The sequence below is a fragment of the Sorangium sp. So ce375 genome, from assembly GCF_051473855.1.
GTDB lineage: Bacteria > Myxococcota_A > Polyangia > Polyangiales > Polyangiaceae > Sorangium.
In genome coordinates this window covers 5,848,064-5,865,660 of sequence record NZ_CP150335.1, presented here as the reverse complement: position 1 = coordinate 5,865,660, position 17,597 = coordinate 5,848,064, and the positions used below count along the sequence as shown (strand labels likewise).

Below are 17,597 nucleotides of genomic sequence, written 5' to 3'. Positions count from 1 at the left end.
CGGCGCCCGCGCTCGTCATGCCCGCGTTGGCCAGGACGCCCCCCACCTGTCCGCGGCGGACGCGTCGGGACGCGGGCGGGCGTGCACGTGAGCGTGGGGATCCCTGCTCGTCGGCTCGTACGAGGTGCAGGTAGGGCGCGTCCTCCCCATGAACATGGGCATGAGCGCAGCCTCCCCCTACACGATCATCGAGACCCTCCACGAGGGCCTGAGGACCCGCGTGCTCCGTGCGGTCCGGAGCTCTGATGGCCGCTCGGTGATCTTGAAGGTCATCGACGCGAGGCGCAGCCGCCCGCAGGACGTCGAGCGCCTGAAGAACGAGTACGCGATCGGCAAGATGCTGAATCACGAGGCCATCGTGACGCCGCTCGCCCTCGAGACGTATGAGGGGCTGCCAGCGCTCGTCATGGAGGATTTCGGCGGCGAGTCGCTCGATCACTACATCGGCGCGCCGATGCAAACCGAGCGGTTCCTCGACCTCGCGGTCCGCATCGTGGCAGGCGTGGCGGCGCTCCACGAGCGGGGCATCCTTCACAAGGATCTCAAGCCCCAGAACATCGTCGTCAACGCGGCCACCGGCCAGGTCAAGCTCACCGACTTCGGCCTCGCGTCCCGCCTCTCCCGCGAGCAGCCGCCGGCGGGGCCTCCCCGGCTCATCGAGGGCTCGTTGCCGTACCTGTCTCCGGAGCAGACAGGGCGCATGAACCGCGCGATCGACAGCCGCGCCGACCTCTATGCGCTTGGCGTCACCTTCTACGAGATGCTCACAGGGCGCCTGCCCTTCGAGGCGCGCGACCCACCCGAGTGGGTGCACTGCCATGTCGCCCGCGAGCCGCTCCCGCCCTCCGCGTTCGTCCCGGAGTTGCCCGAGATCCTCTCCGCGATCGTCCTGAAGCTCCTCGCCAAGATGGCGGAGGATCGCTACCAGACCGCGAGCAGCCTGCGGCATGACCTCGAGCGGTGCCTGGCCGAGCTCCGGGCCACCGGCAGGCTCGATCCGTTCCCCCTGGCCGAGCGCGACGCCTCCGGCCGCTTCCAGATCCCTCAGAGGCTCTACGGCCGCGAGGCCGACGTGGCCGCGCTGCTGTCCGCGTTCGAGCGCGTGGTCGGCGCGGGAGCCCCGGAGATCGTGCTTGTCTCTGGTTACTCCGGCATCGGCAAGTCTGCGCTGGTGAGCGAGCTGCACAAGCCGATCGTCCGCGAGCGCGGATACTTCCTCTCGGGGAAGTTCGATCAGCACAAGCGCGATATCCCGTACTCGACGATCGTCCAGGCCTTCCGGGAGCTCGTGCTCGAGATCCTCGCCGAGAGCGATGAGCGGCGCGCGGTCGTCCGGGAGCGGCTGCTCGCCGCCCTCGGGATCAACGGACAGCTCATCGTGGACGTGATCCCGCAGGTCGAGCTCGTCATCGGGCGGCAACCGCCGGTCGCCGCGCTGCCGCCGATCGAGGCGCAGGGCCGGTTCCGCGTCGTGTTCCGGCGCTTCATCGGGGTATTCACCTGGAAGGAGCACCCCCTCGCGCTCTTCCTCGACGATCTCCAGTGGGCCGATCCCGCGAGCCTCCGGCTCCTCGAAGACCTGATGACGCACCCCGAGGCGCGGCATCTGCTCGTCATCGGCGCATACCGCGACAACGAGGTGAACCGTTCCCACCCGCTGATGCTGGCGCTCGATCAGATGCGGAAGGGGGGCGCGAGCGTCCGGGAGATCGTGCTCGGCCCGCTCTCCCGCGAGCACCTCGCCGCGCTCGTCAGCGACACGCTCCACTGCCGCCGCGAGGACGCCGCGCCGCTCGCGGACCTCGTCCACGAGAAGACGGGTGGTAATCCCTTCTTCGCGATCCAGTTTCTCATGGCGCTCCACGAGGAACGCCTGATCGAGCTCGACGTCCACGCAGAGGTCTGGCGGTGGGACCTCACGAAGATCCGCGCCAAAGGCTTCACCGACAACGTGGTAGCCCTGATGGTCGGGAAGCTCATGCGGCTCCCTGCCGGCACCCAGGGAGCGTTGAAGCTGCTCGCTTGTCTGGGAAACACCGCCGAGATCGCGCCCCTGGCGATGGTCCATGGCCGCTCGGAGGGGGCGCTGCACGCCGTCCTCTGGGAGGCCGTCTGCGCGGGGCTCGTCATCCGCACGGACGGCGCGTACAGGTTTCTCCATGACCGCGTCCAGGAGGCGGCCTATTCGCTCATCCCCGAGGACGAGCGGGCGGCGATGCACCTCGAGATCGGCCGCCTGCTCTCCTCGCGGACGCCCCCCGAAGAGCTCGAGGAAAAGGTCTTCGAGATCGTGAGCCAGCTCAACCGCGGCGCCGCCCTGATCACGGCGCGGGAGGAGCGCGAGCGTGTGGCCGAGCTCAACCTCGTCGCGGGCGAGCGCGCCAGGAGAGCCACGGCCTACGTTTCGGCGCTGAGCTATCTCACGGTCGGCGCCGAGCTCCTGGGAGGTGAGGGGTGGGACACGCGGTATGAGCTCGCCTTCGCGATCGAGCTCCACCTGGCCGAGTGCGAGATTGTCACCGGCGCCCCGGCGGCGGAGGAGCGGCTCTCCGCTCTCTGGCGCCGCGCGCGGGACCTCGTCGAGGCGGCCGCCGTCGCGCGCGCGCGCGTCGAGCTCTTCACGACCCTCACCTGGAGCGATCGCGCTGTCGGGGCGTGCCTTGAATACCTCCGGCGCGTCGGCGTCGAGTGGTCGCCGCACCCGGCGGACGAGGAGGTCCATCGGGAGTACGAGCGGCTATGGGAGCGGCTCGGGACCCGCTCGATCGAGGAGCTCGTCGACCTGCCCCCGATGACCGATCCGGTCTGGCGGGCGACGGTGGACGTCCTCACGTCGACCATACCGCCAGCGCTCTTCACCGACGCCAACCTGCTCGCCCTCATCATGGGTCGCGCCGTGAACCTCAGCATCGCGCACGGCAACAGCGACGCCTCGTGCTTCGCCTACGTCTACCTCAGCACGTGCCTCGGCCCGCGCTTCGGCGATTACCAGGCGGCCTATCGCTTCGGCAAGCTGGGCTTCGATCTGGTGGAGAAGCACGGGCTGCTCCGCTTCAAGGCCCGCGTCTACGCGACCTTCGCGTTCATGGTCCTGCCCTGGACGAGGCACCTGCGCGCCAGCGTCGAGCTCATGCGGCGCGCCCGCGACGTGGCGCAGGAGACCGGCGATCTCGCGTATGTGGCCTATACCGGCAGCTCCCTGGTCTCGCTCCTGCTCTCGGACGGCGATCAGCTCGACGAGGTGCAGCGCGAGGCCGAGAGAGAGCTCGAGTTCGCGCGGAGGGCGAGGTTCCACCTCATCATCGACATCTATACCGGAAACCGCCGGCTCATCCGGGCGCTCCGGGGCCTCTCGCCGGATTTCTCCACCTTCAACGACGCGGAGTTCGACGAGGGCCGGTTCGAGCAGCACGTCATGAGCGATCCCGCCCTGACGGTCGCCGCCTGCTGGTACTGGATCCGCAAGCTGCAAGGGCGCTTCTTCGCGGGCGACTACGCCTCTGCGATCGAGGCGGCGTCGCAGGCAGAGCGGCTCCTCGGGTCGTCGGCGTCGTTCTTCGAGGCGGCGGAGTACCATTTCTATGGCGCGCTCGCGCGGGCGGCGCACCACGACGCGGCGACCGCCGACGAGCGGTCCCCGCACATGGTCGCGATCGTCGCCCACCACAGGCAGCTCGAGAGCTGGGCGACGAGCTGTCCCGAGAACTTCGGGCACCGCGCGGCGCTGGTCTCCGCCGAGATCGCGCGCATCGAGGGCTGGCACCTCGACGCCGAGCGCCTCTACGAAGAGGCCATCAGCGCGGCGCGGGACAGCGGCTTCGTCCACATCGAGGCGGTCGCTTGCGAGGTCGCGTCTCGGTTCTACCGAGCACGGGGCCTCGACAGGTTCGCCGACGCCTCCCTCGGCGACGCGCGGACCTGCTATGCCCGCTGGGGCGCCGACGGCAAGGTGGCGCAGATCGACAGGCAGAATCCGCGCCTCCGCGAGCCGAGGCCCACCCCGTTCACCGCCACCTTCGCCGCTCGGCCCGAGCAGCTCGACCTGCTCTCGGTGACCAAGGCCTCACAGGCCATCTCGGGCGAGATCATCCTCGACAGGCTCCTGCGCACGCTGCTCGAGGTCGTGCTCGAGCAGGGCGGCGCGCAGAGGGCCTGCATCCTCCTGAGTCAGGACGGCAGGATTTCGATCGAAGCGGAGGCCGCGCTCAAGGAGGGAGGGGCGGTGGTGAGCACCCTCGAGTCGGGGCCGGTGGACTCCTCGCAGCGACTCCCCTCGTCGCTCGTCGACTACGTGTGGCGGACCGAGGAGCGCGTCATCCTGCGCGACGCGGCGGCCGACGCGGGCGCATTCGCCGGCGACAGCTACTTCGCGCGGAGTCGTCCGAAATCGCTCCTCTGCATGCCCATCCTGAGGCGGGCCGAGGTGGTGGGCCTGCTCTTCCTCGAGAACAACCTCCTCGCCGGCGCGTTCACGCAGGAAAGGCTCACCGCGCTCTCGCTCCTCGCCTCGCAGGCCGCGATCTCCCTGGAGAACGCGCGGCTCCTCGCCAAGGAGCAGTCCGCGCGGACCGCGGCAGAGACGGCCGAGCGGCGCGCGGCCTTCCTGGCCGAGGCCGGGGCGATCCTCTCCGGGTCGCTCGATTACGGGGAGACGCTGTCGCGGCTCGCGCGGCTGTCGGTGCGATCGTTCTGCGACTGGTGCCTCATCGACGTCGTGGAAGGTGGAGAGACCCGCCCCGCGGCCTGGGCCCACAGCGATTCCGCGAAGGAGCCTTTGCTCGCGGAGCTACGTCGGCGATACCCTCCTGGCCGGGACTCGCCCCGGCCGGCGGCCCGCGTCCTCAGGGCCTGTGAGCCGCTCCTGCTCCCCGAGATCTCCGACGCGGCCCTCCGGAAAATCTGCGAGGACGACGGGCACGCGAAGCTCCTCCGCGAGCTCGGGACACATAGCTCCATCACCGTGCCGCTCGTGGCGCGCGGGCAGCCGATCGGGATGCTCAGCGTCGTCTCGTCCGCGCCGGGGCGCCGCTACGGGGAAGCCGACCTCGAGTTCGTCCAGGAAGTGGCGCGCCGGGCGGCGGTCGCGATCGACAATTCGCGCCTCTACCGCGCTGCGCAGGAGGCCGTCCGGCTGCGGGACGAGTTCCTCACGGTGGCGACGCACGAGCTCAACACGCCGATGACGTCGCTCACGCTCACGCTCGAGGCGATGGATCGGGCCCTCCGGTCGGGTCGGCTCTGGGACCCGCAGGCCATGGGCAGGCAGGTCGGGCGCGCGCTGCGGCAGGGAGCGCGCCTGAACCGCCTGAACAGCGAGCTCCTCGACGTCTCGCAGATCAACGCGGCCCGGCTGAAGCTCGATGTCGCGGACGTCGATCTCAGGGAGGTCGCCCGCGGCGTGCTCGCGCGATTCAAGCTGGATCTGGAGCGGGCCGGGTGCTCGGCCTCGCTCCGGGACGGCGACAGGGTCGTGGGCCGCTGGGATCGCTCTCGCGTCGATCAGATCGTGACGAACCTGATCGCCAATGCGATCAAGTTCGGCGCGGGCAAGCCCATCGAGGTCGTCCTCGGCGAGGACGTCGGGATGGCGTGGCTCTCGGTCCGGGATCACGGGATCGGCATCGATCCGGCGCGCCAGGAGTGGATCTTCGAGCGCTTCGAGCGCGCCGTGTCCAACCGGCACTACGGGGGGCTGGGGCTCGGCCTGTACATCAGCCGCAGGATCGCGGAGGCGCACGGCGGCTCGATCCGCGTGGAAAGCGCGCCCGGCGCCGGCGCCACGTTCATCGTCGAGCTGCCGCGCGGTGGGCCGCCGCGCACGGTCGATCCGACCGCTCTGCCGAGCTGAGCGGCGCTCTCAGGGGTGGTCGGGCGCCGCCTCGACGAGGCTGCGCCGGGCTATGCGACGGCGCGGTCCAGGCGGGCGGGCACCCCCGCCCGCGACGGGCGGAGCTCCACCTTGACCCACCCGGGCTCTCGCCGATCGAAGGCCTTGTAGGCGTCGATCGCCGACTCCAGGGGCGCTTGCTTGGTGAGGATCGTGGTGGGATTCACCTGACCGGTCTGCACGAGATCCACGAGCTTCGGGATGTACTTCCTGTGATTGCAATTGCCCATCTGGAGGGTGAGGTTCTTGTTCATGGCCTCTCCGATGGGGAACGTGCGCGCCGTCTGCGGATAGACGCCGATGACGGAGATGGTCCCGGCCTTGGCCACGCACCGCACCGCCCATTGCAGCACCTGAGACGGCCCATCGCCGGCGCGGAAGAGGTCGCCCGTGGTCCGCGCCTGGGGGGCGGTCTGCTTGACCTCGAGGTCGAACGCCTTGGCCTGCTGCTTCGCCTCCTTGTGGGCGGGGCCCTCGTGCGGGCGCTCGGCGTCGACGCCCACGGCGTCGATCGCCCGGTCCACGCCGATGTCGCCGGTGAGGCGCAGGATGGCCTCCGTCGGGTCCTCGGCGGAGAAGTCGACGGTCTCGGCGCCCTGCTCGCGCGCCATCTCGAGGCGGTCGGGCACGCGATCGACGGCGATGATGCGCCCCGCGCCCATGAGCTTGGCGCTCGCGATCGTGAACAGGCCGACCGGGCCGCAGCCGAAGATCGCGACCGTGTCGCCGGGCTTGATCTCGGCGAGCTCGGCGCCGAAGTACGCCGTGGGGAAGATGTCGGAGAGCAGGATGGCCTGATCATCGGTGACGCCGCTCGGCAGCTTGACGAGGCCGACCCCGGCGAAGGGGATGCGCGCGAGCTCGGCCTGCAGCCCGTCGAAGGGGCCCGACATCGCGGGGCCGCCGAAGAACGCCGTGCCCGCGTGCTTGCCGTTCGGGTTCGCGTTGTCGCACTGCGCGTAGTACGCGGCGCGACAGTACGAGCAATAGCCGCACGCGATCGTCGACGGCACGACCACCCGGTCGCCCTTCTTCAGGTTCCGGACGTCGGCGCCGAGCTCCTCGACGACGCCGACCGCCTCGTGGCCGAGGATCGTGCCCGGCACCATTCCCGGCATCGTGCCGCGGACGAAGTGGAGATCGGTCCCGCAGATGGCGCTCGCCGTGATCCGGAGGATCGCGTCGGTCGGCTCCTTGATCTTCGGCTCCTTGACGTCGTCCATCCGGATGTCGCCGATGCCGTGAAACACTACCGCCTTCATGGGTTCTCGCTTTCTCCCTTCAGGGGGTGGCGCGCCGGCCGGCCGAGAGGCAGAGGCCGCGCGCGCTGCAGAGATGACCGAGGTTCTGGACGCCGCGTATCCGTGCCGATCCCGTGCCAGCCCGCGCGTGCAGCCGTGGCGCGGAGAGCGCAGCAACCGGGGTGCCAGCGGACATCACCGGGAGATCCGGCTCCGGCGCGCCGCTCGCCTCCGCGACGCGCTGCTCCTCGGGCGGTCGGCCGATCGTGACAATCTGCCCCGTCCGGGGCCGCCCGCCGCAGGCGAGCCCGGTTATCCGGGCTCGCCGGACCGGACGCGGACGACCTTGCCGTCCCCCTGCCGCCTGAGCCGCGCCTCCGCCCAGCGGCGGAACGTGCCCGTGTAGAGCAGCCGCACCTCGCGGTTCGGGATCTTCAGGGCGTGCGCGGGCTGCTCCCCGGGGCCGCGCGAGCGCTTTTCGGCGCGCAGGTATCCAGAGAAGACCAGCAGCCCGAACAACGCATCGTCGTTTTGTACGAGGTCGCCGATGGCCACGTTCTCCTCGAGCACGCGCTCGATCTCGCCTCCCTCCATCAACACCTCCAGGGCGGGCTGCAGCGTCGTGGCGTGCTCCTCGATCACCTTCTGGATGAGATCGTTGGAGCTCGTGCCGAGCCAGAAGGGGAGCGGATCTTGATCTTGCCCTTCAAGGAAGCTGAGGATCGACCAGGGGTTGTAGATGACCGCGCCGCCGAAGTCGTACCCGTTGTACCAGGCGCGGATCACCTCCAGCAGGCCGCGTCGCCCTGCCTTCTCGAGCAGCGTTTCCACCTCGGCCTCCGTGAACCCGAAGCAGGTGTTGAAGTCCGAGCGGAGAAGCGAATAGGCGACCACGTTGTTGAGCCCGGAGAAGATGCTCTCGCGCGCCACCCGGAGGATGCCGGTGAGGACTGCCTTATGGAGGTGCGGATTGCCTTTCAGCCCCTCGGTGAGGAACGTGCGCACGAAGTCGAGGATCCGCGGCGCATAGCCGTGGAGATAGCCGGCGTGGATGGGCTCGTCGTACTCGTCGATGAGCATCACGACGCGCTCGCCATGGAGGCGGTGGAGGTGGCTCGACAGATCCAGGAGAGCCCGACCATAAACGGCCTCGGACGCCGTGCCGTCCAGCACTTCCTTGTAACGGCGCTGCTCCACCTCCCCCAGCTGACCGCTGTCGAGCAGGTGGCGGTGCTGGTTGTAGAGCTCGACGATCTTCTCTCGCAGGGCCGCCCAGCAGCGCTCGAACGTCTCCTGTTTTGCTCCCTTCAGCGTCAGGTAGATGACGGGATACCGCTGGAAGTGCTCGCGATAGCGCTCTCCGGCCCGCCATACCGAGAGATCTTCGAAGAGGTGGGACAGGTCCTCCTGCCGCTTCTCGAAGAACCAGCGCAGCATCGATAGGTTCAGCGTCTTGCCGAACCGCCGGGGGCGGGGGAGGAGGACGACCTGGACGCCCTCCTTGTCGACGAGCTCCCGGATGAGTTGGGACTTGTCGACGTACTCCAGCCCAGACTCGCGGAGCTGGCGGAAATCGTCGATGCCGAGCGGGACGCGGAGGGACATGAATTTCCAGCCGCATGCGGCCCGTCCGGTAGGAGGTCAAGCGAGCCGTGCCGTTGGCCGCGCCCTGTGCCCGATACGGCCTCACGGCCGGCGTCGTGGCTTCATCGCCCTTCGCGCCGCCGATTTGCGGCGCTCCCCCGCGCCGGGGCCGCGGCGTACCGCGCGAGCGCGCGCCGGACCGGGCCGCGATCCGCGCCGCCGGCCCGCACGGGATCGGCCTCGCCGACCAGCACCGACAGCGCGCGCGCCTGCGTCGTCGCTGCGGCCGCGAGGGCGCGATCGCCCGCCTGCGCGGCGATCGCCGAGAGCCGCCGCGCGACGCCGAGCGCCGCCGGCAGCGCGCCCGCCGCCACGTACGCGGCCGCGAGCTCCTGGAGCAGCCCGCCGTCGTCGCCGCGGAGCGTCACCGCCGCCTCCAGGTCGGCGATCGCCTCCTCGCGCCGCCCCTCGCGCGACCGCAGCGCCGCCCTGGCACGGTGGCCCTCGACGAAGCCGCTCACGTGGTCCAGCCCCACGGTGTACGCGCGCTCCGCCTCGCGCGGATCGCCCGCCCGCTCGTACAGCGCGCCCAGCCCGAGGTACGCCGGGCCGTACGTCGCGTCGAAGCGGACCGCCTCCAGGTACCGCTGCAGCGCCACGTCGGCCTCGCCGGCTGCGGCGCGCGCCTCGGCCTGGCGTGTCAGCTCGGCGGCCTGCGCCGTCGCCCAGCCGACCCCGTCCGCCCGCGCCAGCGCGGCCTCGTCCGCCCGCGCCAGCGCGGCCCCGTGCAGCAGCGCCACGGCGAGCGAGGCGGCGGCGAGGGCGCGCGCTCGGCGCCCCGCGCCCCCCGCGTCTACGCACTGCGCCGCGCACACCGGGCCGAGCGTACCGGCGCCCGGCCGACGGGGCAATCGGACGAGAGCGCCGGAAGGGAGCCGCCCGGCGCGAGTTCGCGTAGGATGCGCGCCCATGGGTGAGGATCTGCGCTTCCCGGACGGGTTCCTGTTCGGCACTGCCGCCTCCGCAACGCAGGTCGAGGGGCACTGTGCGCAGAGCGACTGGGCGGCGTTCGCGCGCGAGCCGGGGCGCGTCCGCGGCGGCGATACGCCGGACGACGCGTGCGACCAGCTGCACCGCTTCCGCGAGGACGTCGCGCTCCAGGCGCGGCTCTGTATGGGGGCGCACCGGCTCTCCATCGAGTGGGCCCGCATCGAGCGGGAGCCGGGCGATTTCGATCCGGCCACGTGGGACCACTACCGGGACGTGCTCGGCGCGCACCGGGAGGCAGGGATCACGCCGATGGTCACCGTCCACCACGTCACGCTGCCGCGCTGGGTCGCGCAGCGGGGCGGCCTTCTATCACCGGATCTGCCGGCGCTCCTCTCGCGCTTCGCCGAGCGCGCCGTCGAGGCGCTCGGCGACCTGTGCCAGCTCTGGATCACCATCAACGAGCCCAACATGCTCGCCCTGCAGGCCCACCTGCTCGGCGTCTGGCCGCCGGCGCGCAGCTCGCCCGTCGAGGCGGTGCGCGCCCACCAGAACCTCCTCCGCGCCCACGCCGCCATGTACCGCGCGATGCACGAGGCCGCGGGCCGACGCGGGTGCTCCATCTCTGTCGGCGTGGCGCACCACCTGCGCGTCATCGAGCCCGAGCGGTTCGGGCGGCTCGCCGACCGCATGTGGGCGGCCCTCTTCGAGCGGCTGTTCAACGACGCGTTCGCGCGCGCCGTCTGCGACAGCGGCCTGCACGACTTCTTCGGCGTGAACTACTACAGCCGCGACCTGGTCCGCTTCTCCGCGGCGCACGCGCGCGCGGGGTTCCTCCGGCGCCTCGTCCCCGAGGGGGCGGAGGTCAGCGATCTCGGCTGGGAGATCTACCCGGAGGGGCTCGGCCACGTGCTCGACGCGTGGTGGCCCCGCGCCCGGGTCCCGATCTACATCACCGAGAACGGCATCGCCGACGCCGACGACGACCAGCGCCCGCGGTTCCTCGTGCGGCACCTCGCGGAGGTGGCGCGGGCCATCGCGCGCGGCATCGACGTGCGCGGGTACATGCACTGGTCGCTGCTCGACGGCTTCGAGTGGGCCGAGGGGTACGCCCCGCGCTTCGGGCTGGTCGAGGTCGACCGCGTGACCCAGGAGCGCAGCCCGCGGCCGAGCGCCGAGCTCTACGCCCGGATCGCGCGCGTGCGCCGCATCGACGCGGACGGCGCGTGGACCGAGCGCGGCGCCGCGCCCGCGTGATCGACGGCACCGGAAAGGCAGGATCGATGCGCATCGCGCTGCTCTACCCACCGCCCTGGAAGATCCCCGCGCCCGGAGAGGCGCCCGACACGAGCGGCGACGGCCCGCCGGCCGAGTACCGCGAGGGCGATCTCGACCCGGATTTCCACCAGACCCCGTACGGGCTCTTCTCGCTCGGCGCGCAGGCCATCCGCGCGGGCCATCAGGTGAAGGTGCTGAACCTCTCGTCGTACCCGTTCTCGCAGGTCGAGCGGGTCGTGCGCGAGCTCGGCGCGGACGTGTTCGGCCTGTCGTGCTGGACCGCCAACCGGCGCGGCGTGGCGCTCACGGCCCGGTGCATCCGGCGGCTCCACCCCGGGGCGCACATCGTCGTCGGCGGGCCGCACGCGACCCCGCTCGCGGCCGAGATGCTGCGGCACCACCCCGAGATCGACACGGTGACGCTCGGCGAGAGCGAGCACTCGTTCCTCGAGCTCCTCGAGCGCCTTCAGGCCGGCCGGCCCGCGCTCGGCATCCCCGGCACGGCCTACCGCGTCGACGGCCGCGTCGAGCTCGGCCCGCACCGGGCGGCGATCGAGGAGCTCGACGCGCTCGAGTCGCCACACGCTCACTTCGCCACGCACATCGTGATGACCTCGCGCGGCTGCGCCTGGGCGTGCACGTTCTGCGGGGCCGAGGCGACCTGGGGCCGCGGGTTCCGGGGCCAGTCGGTGCCCTACGTGCTCGACTCCATCGAGGCCGCCGTGGCCAAGCTGCCGGTGAAGATGGTCCAGATCAAGGACGACACCTTCACGACGAACCGCAAGCGCGTCATCGAGATCTGCCGCGGCATCCGCGATCGGAAGATCTCTTTCCTATGGAGCTGCGACACGCGCGTCGACGTGCTCGGCGAGGAGCTGCTCCGCGAGATGCGCCTCGCCGGCTGCCAGCGGCTGAGCCTCGGCGTCGAGTCGGGCTCGCCGTCCATCCTGAAGAACATCGACAAGAAGATCACGGTCAAGAAGATCATCGAGTCGACCGAGCTCGCGAAGAAGTACGGGATCCAGGTCCGCTACTACATGATGCTGGGCAACCGCGGCGAGACGGCGGAGACGTTCCGGGAGACGCTCGCGTTCCTGGAGGCGGCGAGGCCGCACCAGTACATCTTCTCGTGCCTGTCCATCTACCCCGGCACGCGCGATTTCGACGACGCCGAGGCGGCCGGCTGGCTGGAGCGCGACGTCTATTTCCGCGGCGACTTCCAGGAGCTCAAGACGCCGTTCGACGCCTCGGAGGAGGACACGGCGCTGATGAGCGCGTGGTTCGAGCAGAACAAAGGGCTGCGCGAGGTCTACCGCGAGGGGGTGGAGGAGCGCCTGGCGATCCTCGATCGGCTCGGCGATCACCACGCGGCGCACCTGGAGCTCGGCGTCGCCTACCTCGAGGCGGGGCAGCTCGACCTCGCGGAGCGGCACGCCCTGCGCGCGCTGGAGCTCGGCCATCCGCTGCCGGGGCTCGCGCTCAACGCGCTCGCGTGCGTCGCGGCGGGCCGGCGCGACTGGCAGGCGATGCAGGATCACTTCACGGCGGCCGCGAAGCGCGACCCGCAGCACGCCGTGCTCATCCGCAACGTGCAGGCGGCGCGCGCGTGGTTCGCGAAGGGCGGGCCGGGCAAGGGGCTCCCGCTCGATCTCGTCGCGCGCTGCGATTTCCAGCTCCTGGAGCGGACGGCGCAGCCGTCGCTCCCGGGGCCGCTCCCGGAGGACTTCGCGGTGTGGCCGCCGGGGCTGCCGGGCGTGCCGCGGCCCGCGCTGTCCCGCGCGGCCGAGGCCGCCGCGCAGGACGTAGCGGCGCAGCGCGGGCGGCTCCGGGTGCTGCCGTCGTAGCGCCGGGGGCGCGGCGCCCCGGTTCCGGCAGGCCTCCCGGCGTGCTACCCGCCCTCGTATGTCGACGAGCACAGACCACGGCCGCCCCGGCCCCGGCTCGGAGCCGGCGGTGGACCAACCTCTCCAGGGCGCGAAGGCGGCGCCGAGCCACGCCGAGCGCTGCCGCACGCTGGCGCAGCGGGCCCGCTCTGCGACGCTGTGTACGCTCGCGCGGGACCCCGCCGGGTATCCCTACGGCTCGCTCGTCACAGTCACCGTGGACGCGCACGGGCGCCCGCTGCTGCTGCTCTCGGCGCTCGCCGAGCACACCGGCAACCTCAAGGTCCGCGCCGAGGCGTCGCTGCTCCTCGCCGAGCCCGCCGAGGGCCTGGCCGACCCGCTCGCGCTCGGCCGGGTGACCCTGATCGGCCCGTGCCGCCCGCTCGAAGGCGCGGAGGCGGCCGCCGCCCGGACGAGCTTCCTCGCGGCGCACCCGCGTGCGTCGTACTACGTCGATTTCACGGACTTTTCTTTCTACCGGCTCGACCCGACGTCGATCCGCTATGTCGGCGGCTTCGGCCGAATGTCCTGGGTCGAGGCCGACGCGTACGCGGCTGCCGAGCCCGATCCGCTCGCCGCCGACGCCGCGGGCATCCTCGGGCACATGAACACCGACCACGCCGACGCGGTCCTCGCGTACGCGAAGGTCCTGGCCGGCATCAAGGACGCCACGGGCGCCACGATGACCTCGGTCGATCGTTACGGCTTCGAGCTGGACGTCATCACGCCGGCGGGGCCGAAGGTGACGCGCCTCCCGTTCGACACGCCCGTGTCCACGACCGACGAGGTGCGGAAGGCGATGGTGGCGCTGGTGCGCGAGGCGCGCGGCCGCACCGCCTAGGGGCGGGACGCGCGGGTGCTGTCCTGTGCGCCTCGGGTGCGGGTAGGGCCGCCGTCCGCCATGGCGGCGCCAGCCCAGAAGCGCGCCGTGCCCCCCAGCATCACGCTGATTTCGGCGACTCGCTCCCTGGTACGCGATCTGCCGAGGTCGCGCAGCATGGGAGACGCCGACATCACGTTGCGTCACATCGCCAGGAGGTGCCCCGGCGACCTGACGCGCCCCTTTGTCCCCGAGGGCATGCCGGTCGAGGTCCTCGGCTGGATCGACACGCAGGTCACGAAGCTCGAGCGGCGCCTCGACAAGGCGCTGCGCCTGCGAGTCGGCGCCGAGCTGCGCGTGCTTCACGTCGAGTTCTGCTTCGCGTGGCGCGACGACGTGCCCGACCAGATGTTCGAGTACCTCGGCTTCCTCTTCGCCGCGCTCCGGCGCGAGGCCCCCGGAGAGCCGGTGCCGCCCATCGAGAGCGTCGCCGTGGTCCTCTCGGGCCGCAGGCAGCGCCTGCCCGCGACGGGGACGCGCCGCACCGCCTGGCGGGAGCGGCGGTTCAGCGGCGCGCGCTTCCGCATCGACGCGGTCTACCAGCGCACGGTCGCCGAGCTCAGGGCGCGCGGCAGCGTGTTCTGGCTCGTGTTCGCCCCGCTTGCCCGGGACGCCTTTGCCGCCGCGATGCGGGAGGTCGTCGCGGAGATCTACGCGCGGGCGGCGACCGTCGAGGAACGGATCGAGCTATATACAGCGCTCCTGGTCATGGCGGCCATCGACCCCTGGGAGCACAACTTGCGGAAGGAGCTCGTCATGCTGATGGAGGACAGGGAGACGGAGAAGAAGCTGCTCCGGACCATACCGATCATCGGGGAAATGATCGCTGAGGCCGAGCAGGAAGGCGCGAAGGTGGCCGCGCAGGAGGCCGCGAAGGCGAAGGTGGCCGCGCAGGAGGGGGCGCAGAAGGCCATCGCCGAGCTCCTCGGCCGCCTCTTCGCGCGGCGGGTCGGCCGACAGCCGACGGCCGAGGAAGAGCGCTCGATCGTCGAGCGCGCGCAGGCCATCGGCCCGGGCGAGGTCGAGGATGCCCTGCTCGATCTCGACAGCGATGCGCTGGTGCGCTGGCTGGCCGAGCCGATCCGCCGCTGACCCGAGCGCGATCCTGACGGCGACACCTCTCGGGGCAGGAGCTCACGAGCCCATCACCCGTCGCGGCGCCGCGGGCTGCCCGACCTCCTCCCGCCGCGGCGCGAGCGCCCCAGCGCGTGGTGGAGCCCGCTCTGGAGCGAGCTCAGCGTGACGAGCTCCCGGAGGTCGATGCCGATACCCACCATCGTCTGCGCCACCTCGGGGCCGACGCCGGTGAGGATGACCTCCGCGCCGAGCAGCTTCACCGCCTGGGCCGCCCTGATCAGCGAGTCCGCGATCTCGGCGTCGACCACCGGCACGCCGGTGACGTCGAGGATGACCGTGGCCGCGCGCTGCGCCACCACCCCCTGGAGCAAGCGCTCCAGCAGCTGCTCGATGCGCACCCGGTCGAGCCGCCCGACGAGGGGCATCACCAGGATCCCCGCGTCGAGCGGGATGAGCGGCGTCGAGAGCTCCCGGATGGTCGCCTCCTGCGCGTCGATCATCTGCTCTTGAAGCGCCGCTCGCTCCGCCTCGGCCCGCCGGAGCCCGGTCACGTCGTACCCCTCGGCGATCAGGAGGACGCTCTGGCCCAGCGTGTCGAAGATCGGCTTCATCTTGAGATCGAGCGTCGCCACGCGCCCGCCGGGCCCGTGGATCTGGACCTCGCACGAGGACGGCGTGCCCGCAGCCGCCCGGAGGACGCACTCCTTGATCGGCTCCTCCGCGCTCGCCCCGCCGACCCAGAACGGCGCCTGCCAGCAGGGCCCGCGGAGCGCGTCTCCCGGCCGTACCCCGGTGAAATCGGCCATCGTCCGGTTGCACTCGAGCAGGTCCCCCTGCGGGGTGAGCAGGCCGATGAACATCGAGGTCTCGTCGAAGATCGCCCGGAACTTCTGCTCGCTCTCGCGCAGCGCCTGCTCGCGCCTCAGCTGCTCCGTGAGGGGGCGCGAGAAGGCGGAGAAGAACTGCTCATCACCGATCTGGACGAGGTGAGAGCTGACCTCGACGTCGATCAGCTGGCCGTCCTTGTGGCGGTGCCTCGCGAGGAAGCGGAGCGATCCCTTGGCCTTGATCTCCTCGATGACCGTGACGACCTCGTGCGGCGGCCGCGCGTCGATCTGGCCGATGTTCATCGTCAGGAGCTCGCTCCGGTCGTAACCGACGATGCTGGCGAAGGATGGATTGCAGTCGAGGATCTCGCCGTTCATCCCGACGACGTGGAACCCCTCGACGGCTGCCTGCAGGATCAGCCGTGTCCGCTCCTCCCGGCGCCCCAGCTGTTCATGCAGCCTGTCGACCTCCTTGCGCAATCCGGCGTTCTCCACCCGGAGCCGCTCGATCGTGTCCTGATCTGTCGCCACCTTCGCTCTTCCTTCTTCCATCGTTCCGGCCCCCCTCCCACCCCGCCGAGGGGCCGCTTTCCCCTCCCGCGCGCCTCCAAGCAGCTAGGAAGATAGCCGATCCCGGCGCCACGCCGGGCGCCCGTCCGCTGTCCGAGCGCCGCGAGCGCGCTCGACCGGAGCGTACGAGCTCGGCGCACCACCGCGCCAGGCGCGGCGTGTCGCGGCGGTGTTGCGCCCACGACATCAGCGCGCGGCGCGTGTGCGCGATACGTGCAGGCGCGCTCGACCGTCGGCCCCGGGCCGGCGCCCGAGCACGAACGTGCGATGACCCTCCTTGCCCGAGACGCCCACGATGAGCCGCTCCCCGGGGCGCGAGCCCGCCCGGGCGCGGGCGCCGTCGCCGTGAGGTGGCTCGGGGTCGCCGTGGCGGCAGCGGCGCTCTGGAGCACGCTGCGCGGCGCGGATCTCCCGAGCGTGGCCGCGCTCATCACCTCGGTCGGGGCGCCGATGATGGCGCTCGCGCTGGTCCCCAACCTCGTCGCCCGGCTGCTCCAGGCCGAGGCGAGCCGGCGCGTCTTCGACACGTGCACGCCCGCCTCCGGGCGGCGCGCGCCGTTCTCCCGGTACCTCGCGCTCACGCTGTCGACCGAGGCGATCACCATGAGCGTCCCCGCCGGCGCCGCCCTCTCCGAGTCGGTCACGTTCTATCTGCTGCGCCGGTGGTGCGGCGTCCCCGGGCCTCGGGGCGTCGCCGGCATCGCGGCGCGAAGGGCGCTGATCGTGCTCGCGAACGCGGCGTACGTGGCGATCGCCCTCGCGCTCGGCTTCGGCCACCTGGAGCGCGCCTCGCGCCCCCTGATCGGCGCGCCGGGGCTCCCGTGGCTCGTGGTCCTCTCGGGGCTCGGCCTGCTCGCCGCGGCCCTCGCCCTCGCGGGCGCGCTCCTCTCGGGCACGGTCGCGTCGCGGGTCTTCGCGCTGCTCGAGCGGCTGCCCGGCCGGCGCGTGAGGGCCTATATCGAGGCGCGGGCCGCGGCCTTCTCCGCGACCGACAAGCACGCGGCCGCGCTCGGGGAGCGCCGCGGCGCGCTCGCGGCGGCGGCGCTGCTGCTCCTCGCGATGTGGCTCGTCGAGGGCGCGGAGACGTACTTCTTCCTCCGGCTCCTCGGGGTCGACGTCTCGCTCGCCGAGGTCCTCTCGTTCGAGGTCGTCCTCGCGCTCCTCCGCGCGGCCGCGTTCATGGTGCCCGCCGGGCTCGGCGTGCAGGACGCCGGCTACGTCGCCTTCCTGACCGCGCTCGGCGTGCCCGGCGCCGTCACCGTGGGCGCCGCATTCGTCCTCGTCAAGCGAGCCAAGGAGATCGTGTGGATCGCGCTCGGCCTGCTCGTCTTCTTCGGCGGCCGGGCGGCCTTCCGCCCAGCGCCCGAGGAGGCTTGAGCGGGA

General features: G+C 71.7%; 10 protein-coding genes. 6 read left to right on the top strand and 4 right to left on the bottom strand.

The genetic code is table 11. From position 1 onward, the window contains the following. Positions 1-160 precede the first annotated feature (160 nt). Positions 161-5,848: a sensor histidine kinase gene (locus WME90_RS21630; RefSeq protein WP_437283065.1), complete on the top strand. Its 5,688-nt coding sequence runs from the start codon at positions 161-163 to the stop codon at positions 5,846-5,848. A 50-nt stretch (positions 5,849-5,898) separates the two neighbouring features. Here the strand turns inward: WME90_RS21630 and WME90_RS21625 are convergent, their stop codons facing one another. The 3 genes from WME90_RS21625 to WME90_RS21615 all read right to left on the bottom strand — a co-directional run bounded on the left by WME90_RS21625 (position 5,899) and on the right by WME90_RS21615 (position 9,587). Further along, positions 5,899-7,149: a zinc-dependent alcohol dehydrogenase gene (locus WME90_RS21625; protein WP_437283064.1), complete on the bottom strand. Its 1,251-nt coding sequence runs from the start codon at positions 7,147-7,149 to the stop codon at positions 5,899-5,901. A gap of 291 nt (positions 7,150-7,440) precedes the next feature. Then, the gene (locus tag WME90_RS21620; protein WP_437283063.1) at positions 7,441-8,733 is read right to left on the bottom strand and encodes an AAA family ATPase; all 1,293 of its coding nucleotides are present in this window, start codon (positions 8,731-8,733) and stop codon (positions 7,441-7,443) included. A 101-nt stretch (positions 8,734-8,834) separates the two neighbouring features. Continuing rightward, positions 8,835-9,587, bottom strand: a complete 753-nt coding sequence (locus tag WME90_RS21615) for a tetratricopeptide repeat protein (protein WP_437283062.1) — start codon at positions 9,585-9,587, stop codon at positions 8,835-8,837. 94 nt (positions 9,588-9,681) lie between these two features. On the opposite strand from WME90_RS21615, the gene WME90_RS21610 reads away from it, so the two are divergent. From WME90_RS21610 to WME90_RS21595, 4 genes are all read left to right on the top strand, one after another. Then, positions 9,682-10,956, top strand: coding sequence for a glycoside hydrolase family 1 protein (locus WME90_RS21610; RefSeq protein WP_437283061.1), 1,275 nt, complete (start codon positions 9,682-9,684; stop codon positions 10,954-10,956). Next, the gene (locus WME90_RS21605; RefSeq protein WP_437283060.1) at positions 10,926-12,821 is read left to right on the top strand and encodes a radical SAM protein; all 1,896 of its coding nucleotides are present in this window, start codon (positions 10,926-10,928) and stop codon (positions 12,819-12,821) included. The genes WME90_RS21610 and WME90_RS21605 overlap by 31 nt, the downstream gene beginning before the upstream one ends. A 109-nt stretch (positions 12,822-12,930) precedes the next feature. Further along, positions 12,931-13,701 (top strand): HugZ family protein, encoded by a 771-nt coding sequence (locus WME90_RS21600; protein ID WP_437283059.1) that lies wholly within the window; start codon positions 12,931-12,933, stop codon positions 13,699-13,701. A 156-nt stretch (positions 13,702-13,857) separates the two neighbouring features. Next, the gene (locus tag WME90_RS21595) at positions 13,858-14,832 is read left to right on the top strand and encodes a hypothetical protein (RefSeq protein ID WP_437283058.1); all 975 of its coding nucleotides are present in this window, start codon (positions 13,858-13,860) and stop codon (positions 14,830-14,832) included. A 53-nt stretch (positions 14,833-14,885) separates the two neighbouring features. Here WME90_RS21595 and WME90_RS21590 read toward each other — a convergent pair whose 3' ends face one another. Then, positions 14,886-16,175 (bottom strand): PAS domain S-box protein, encoded by a 1,290-nt coding sequence (locus tag WME90_RS21590; protein WP_437283057.1) that lies wholly within the window; start codon positions 16,173-16,175, stop codon positions 14,886-14,888. Positions 16,176-16,481: 306 nt separating this feature from the next. Here WME90_RS21590 and WME90_RS21585 point away from each other — a divergent pair, with 306 nt between their 5' ends. Beyond that, entirely contained in the window at positions 16,482-17,591 is a 1,110-nt protein-coding gene (locus tag WME90_RS21585; protein ID WP_437283056.1) for a lysylphosphatidylglycerol synthase domain-containing protein, read from the top strand. The last annotated feature ends 6 nt before the right edge of the window (positions 17,592-17,597 follow it).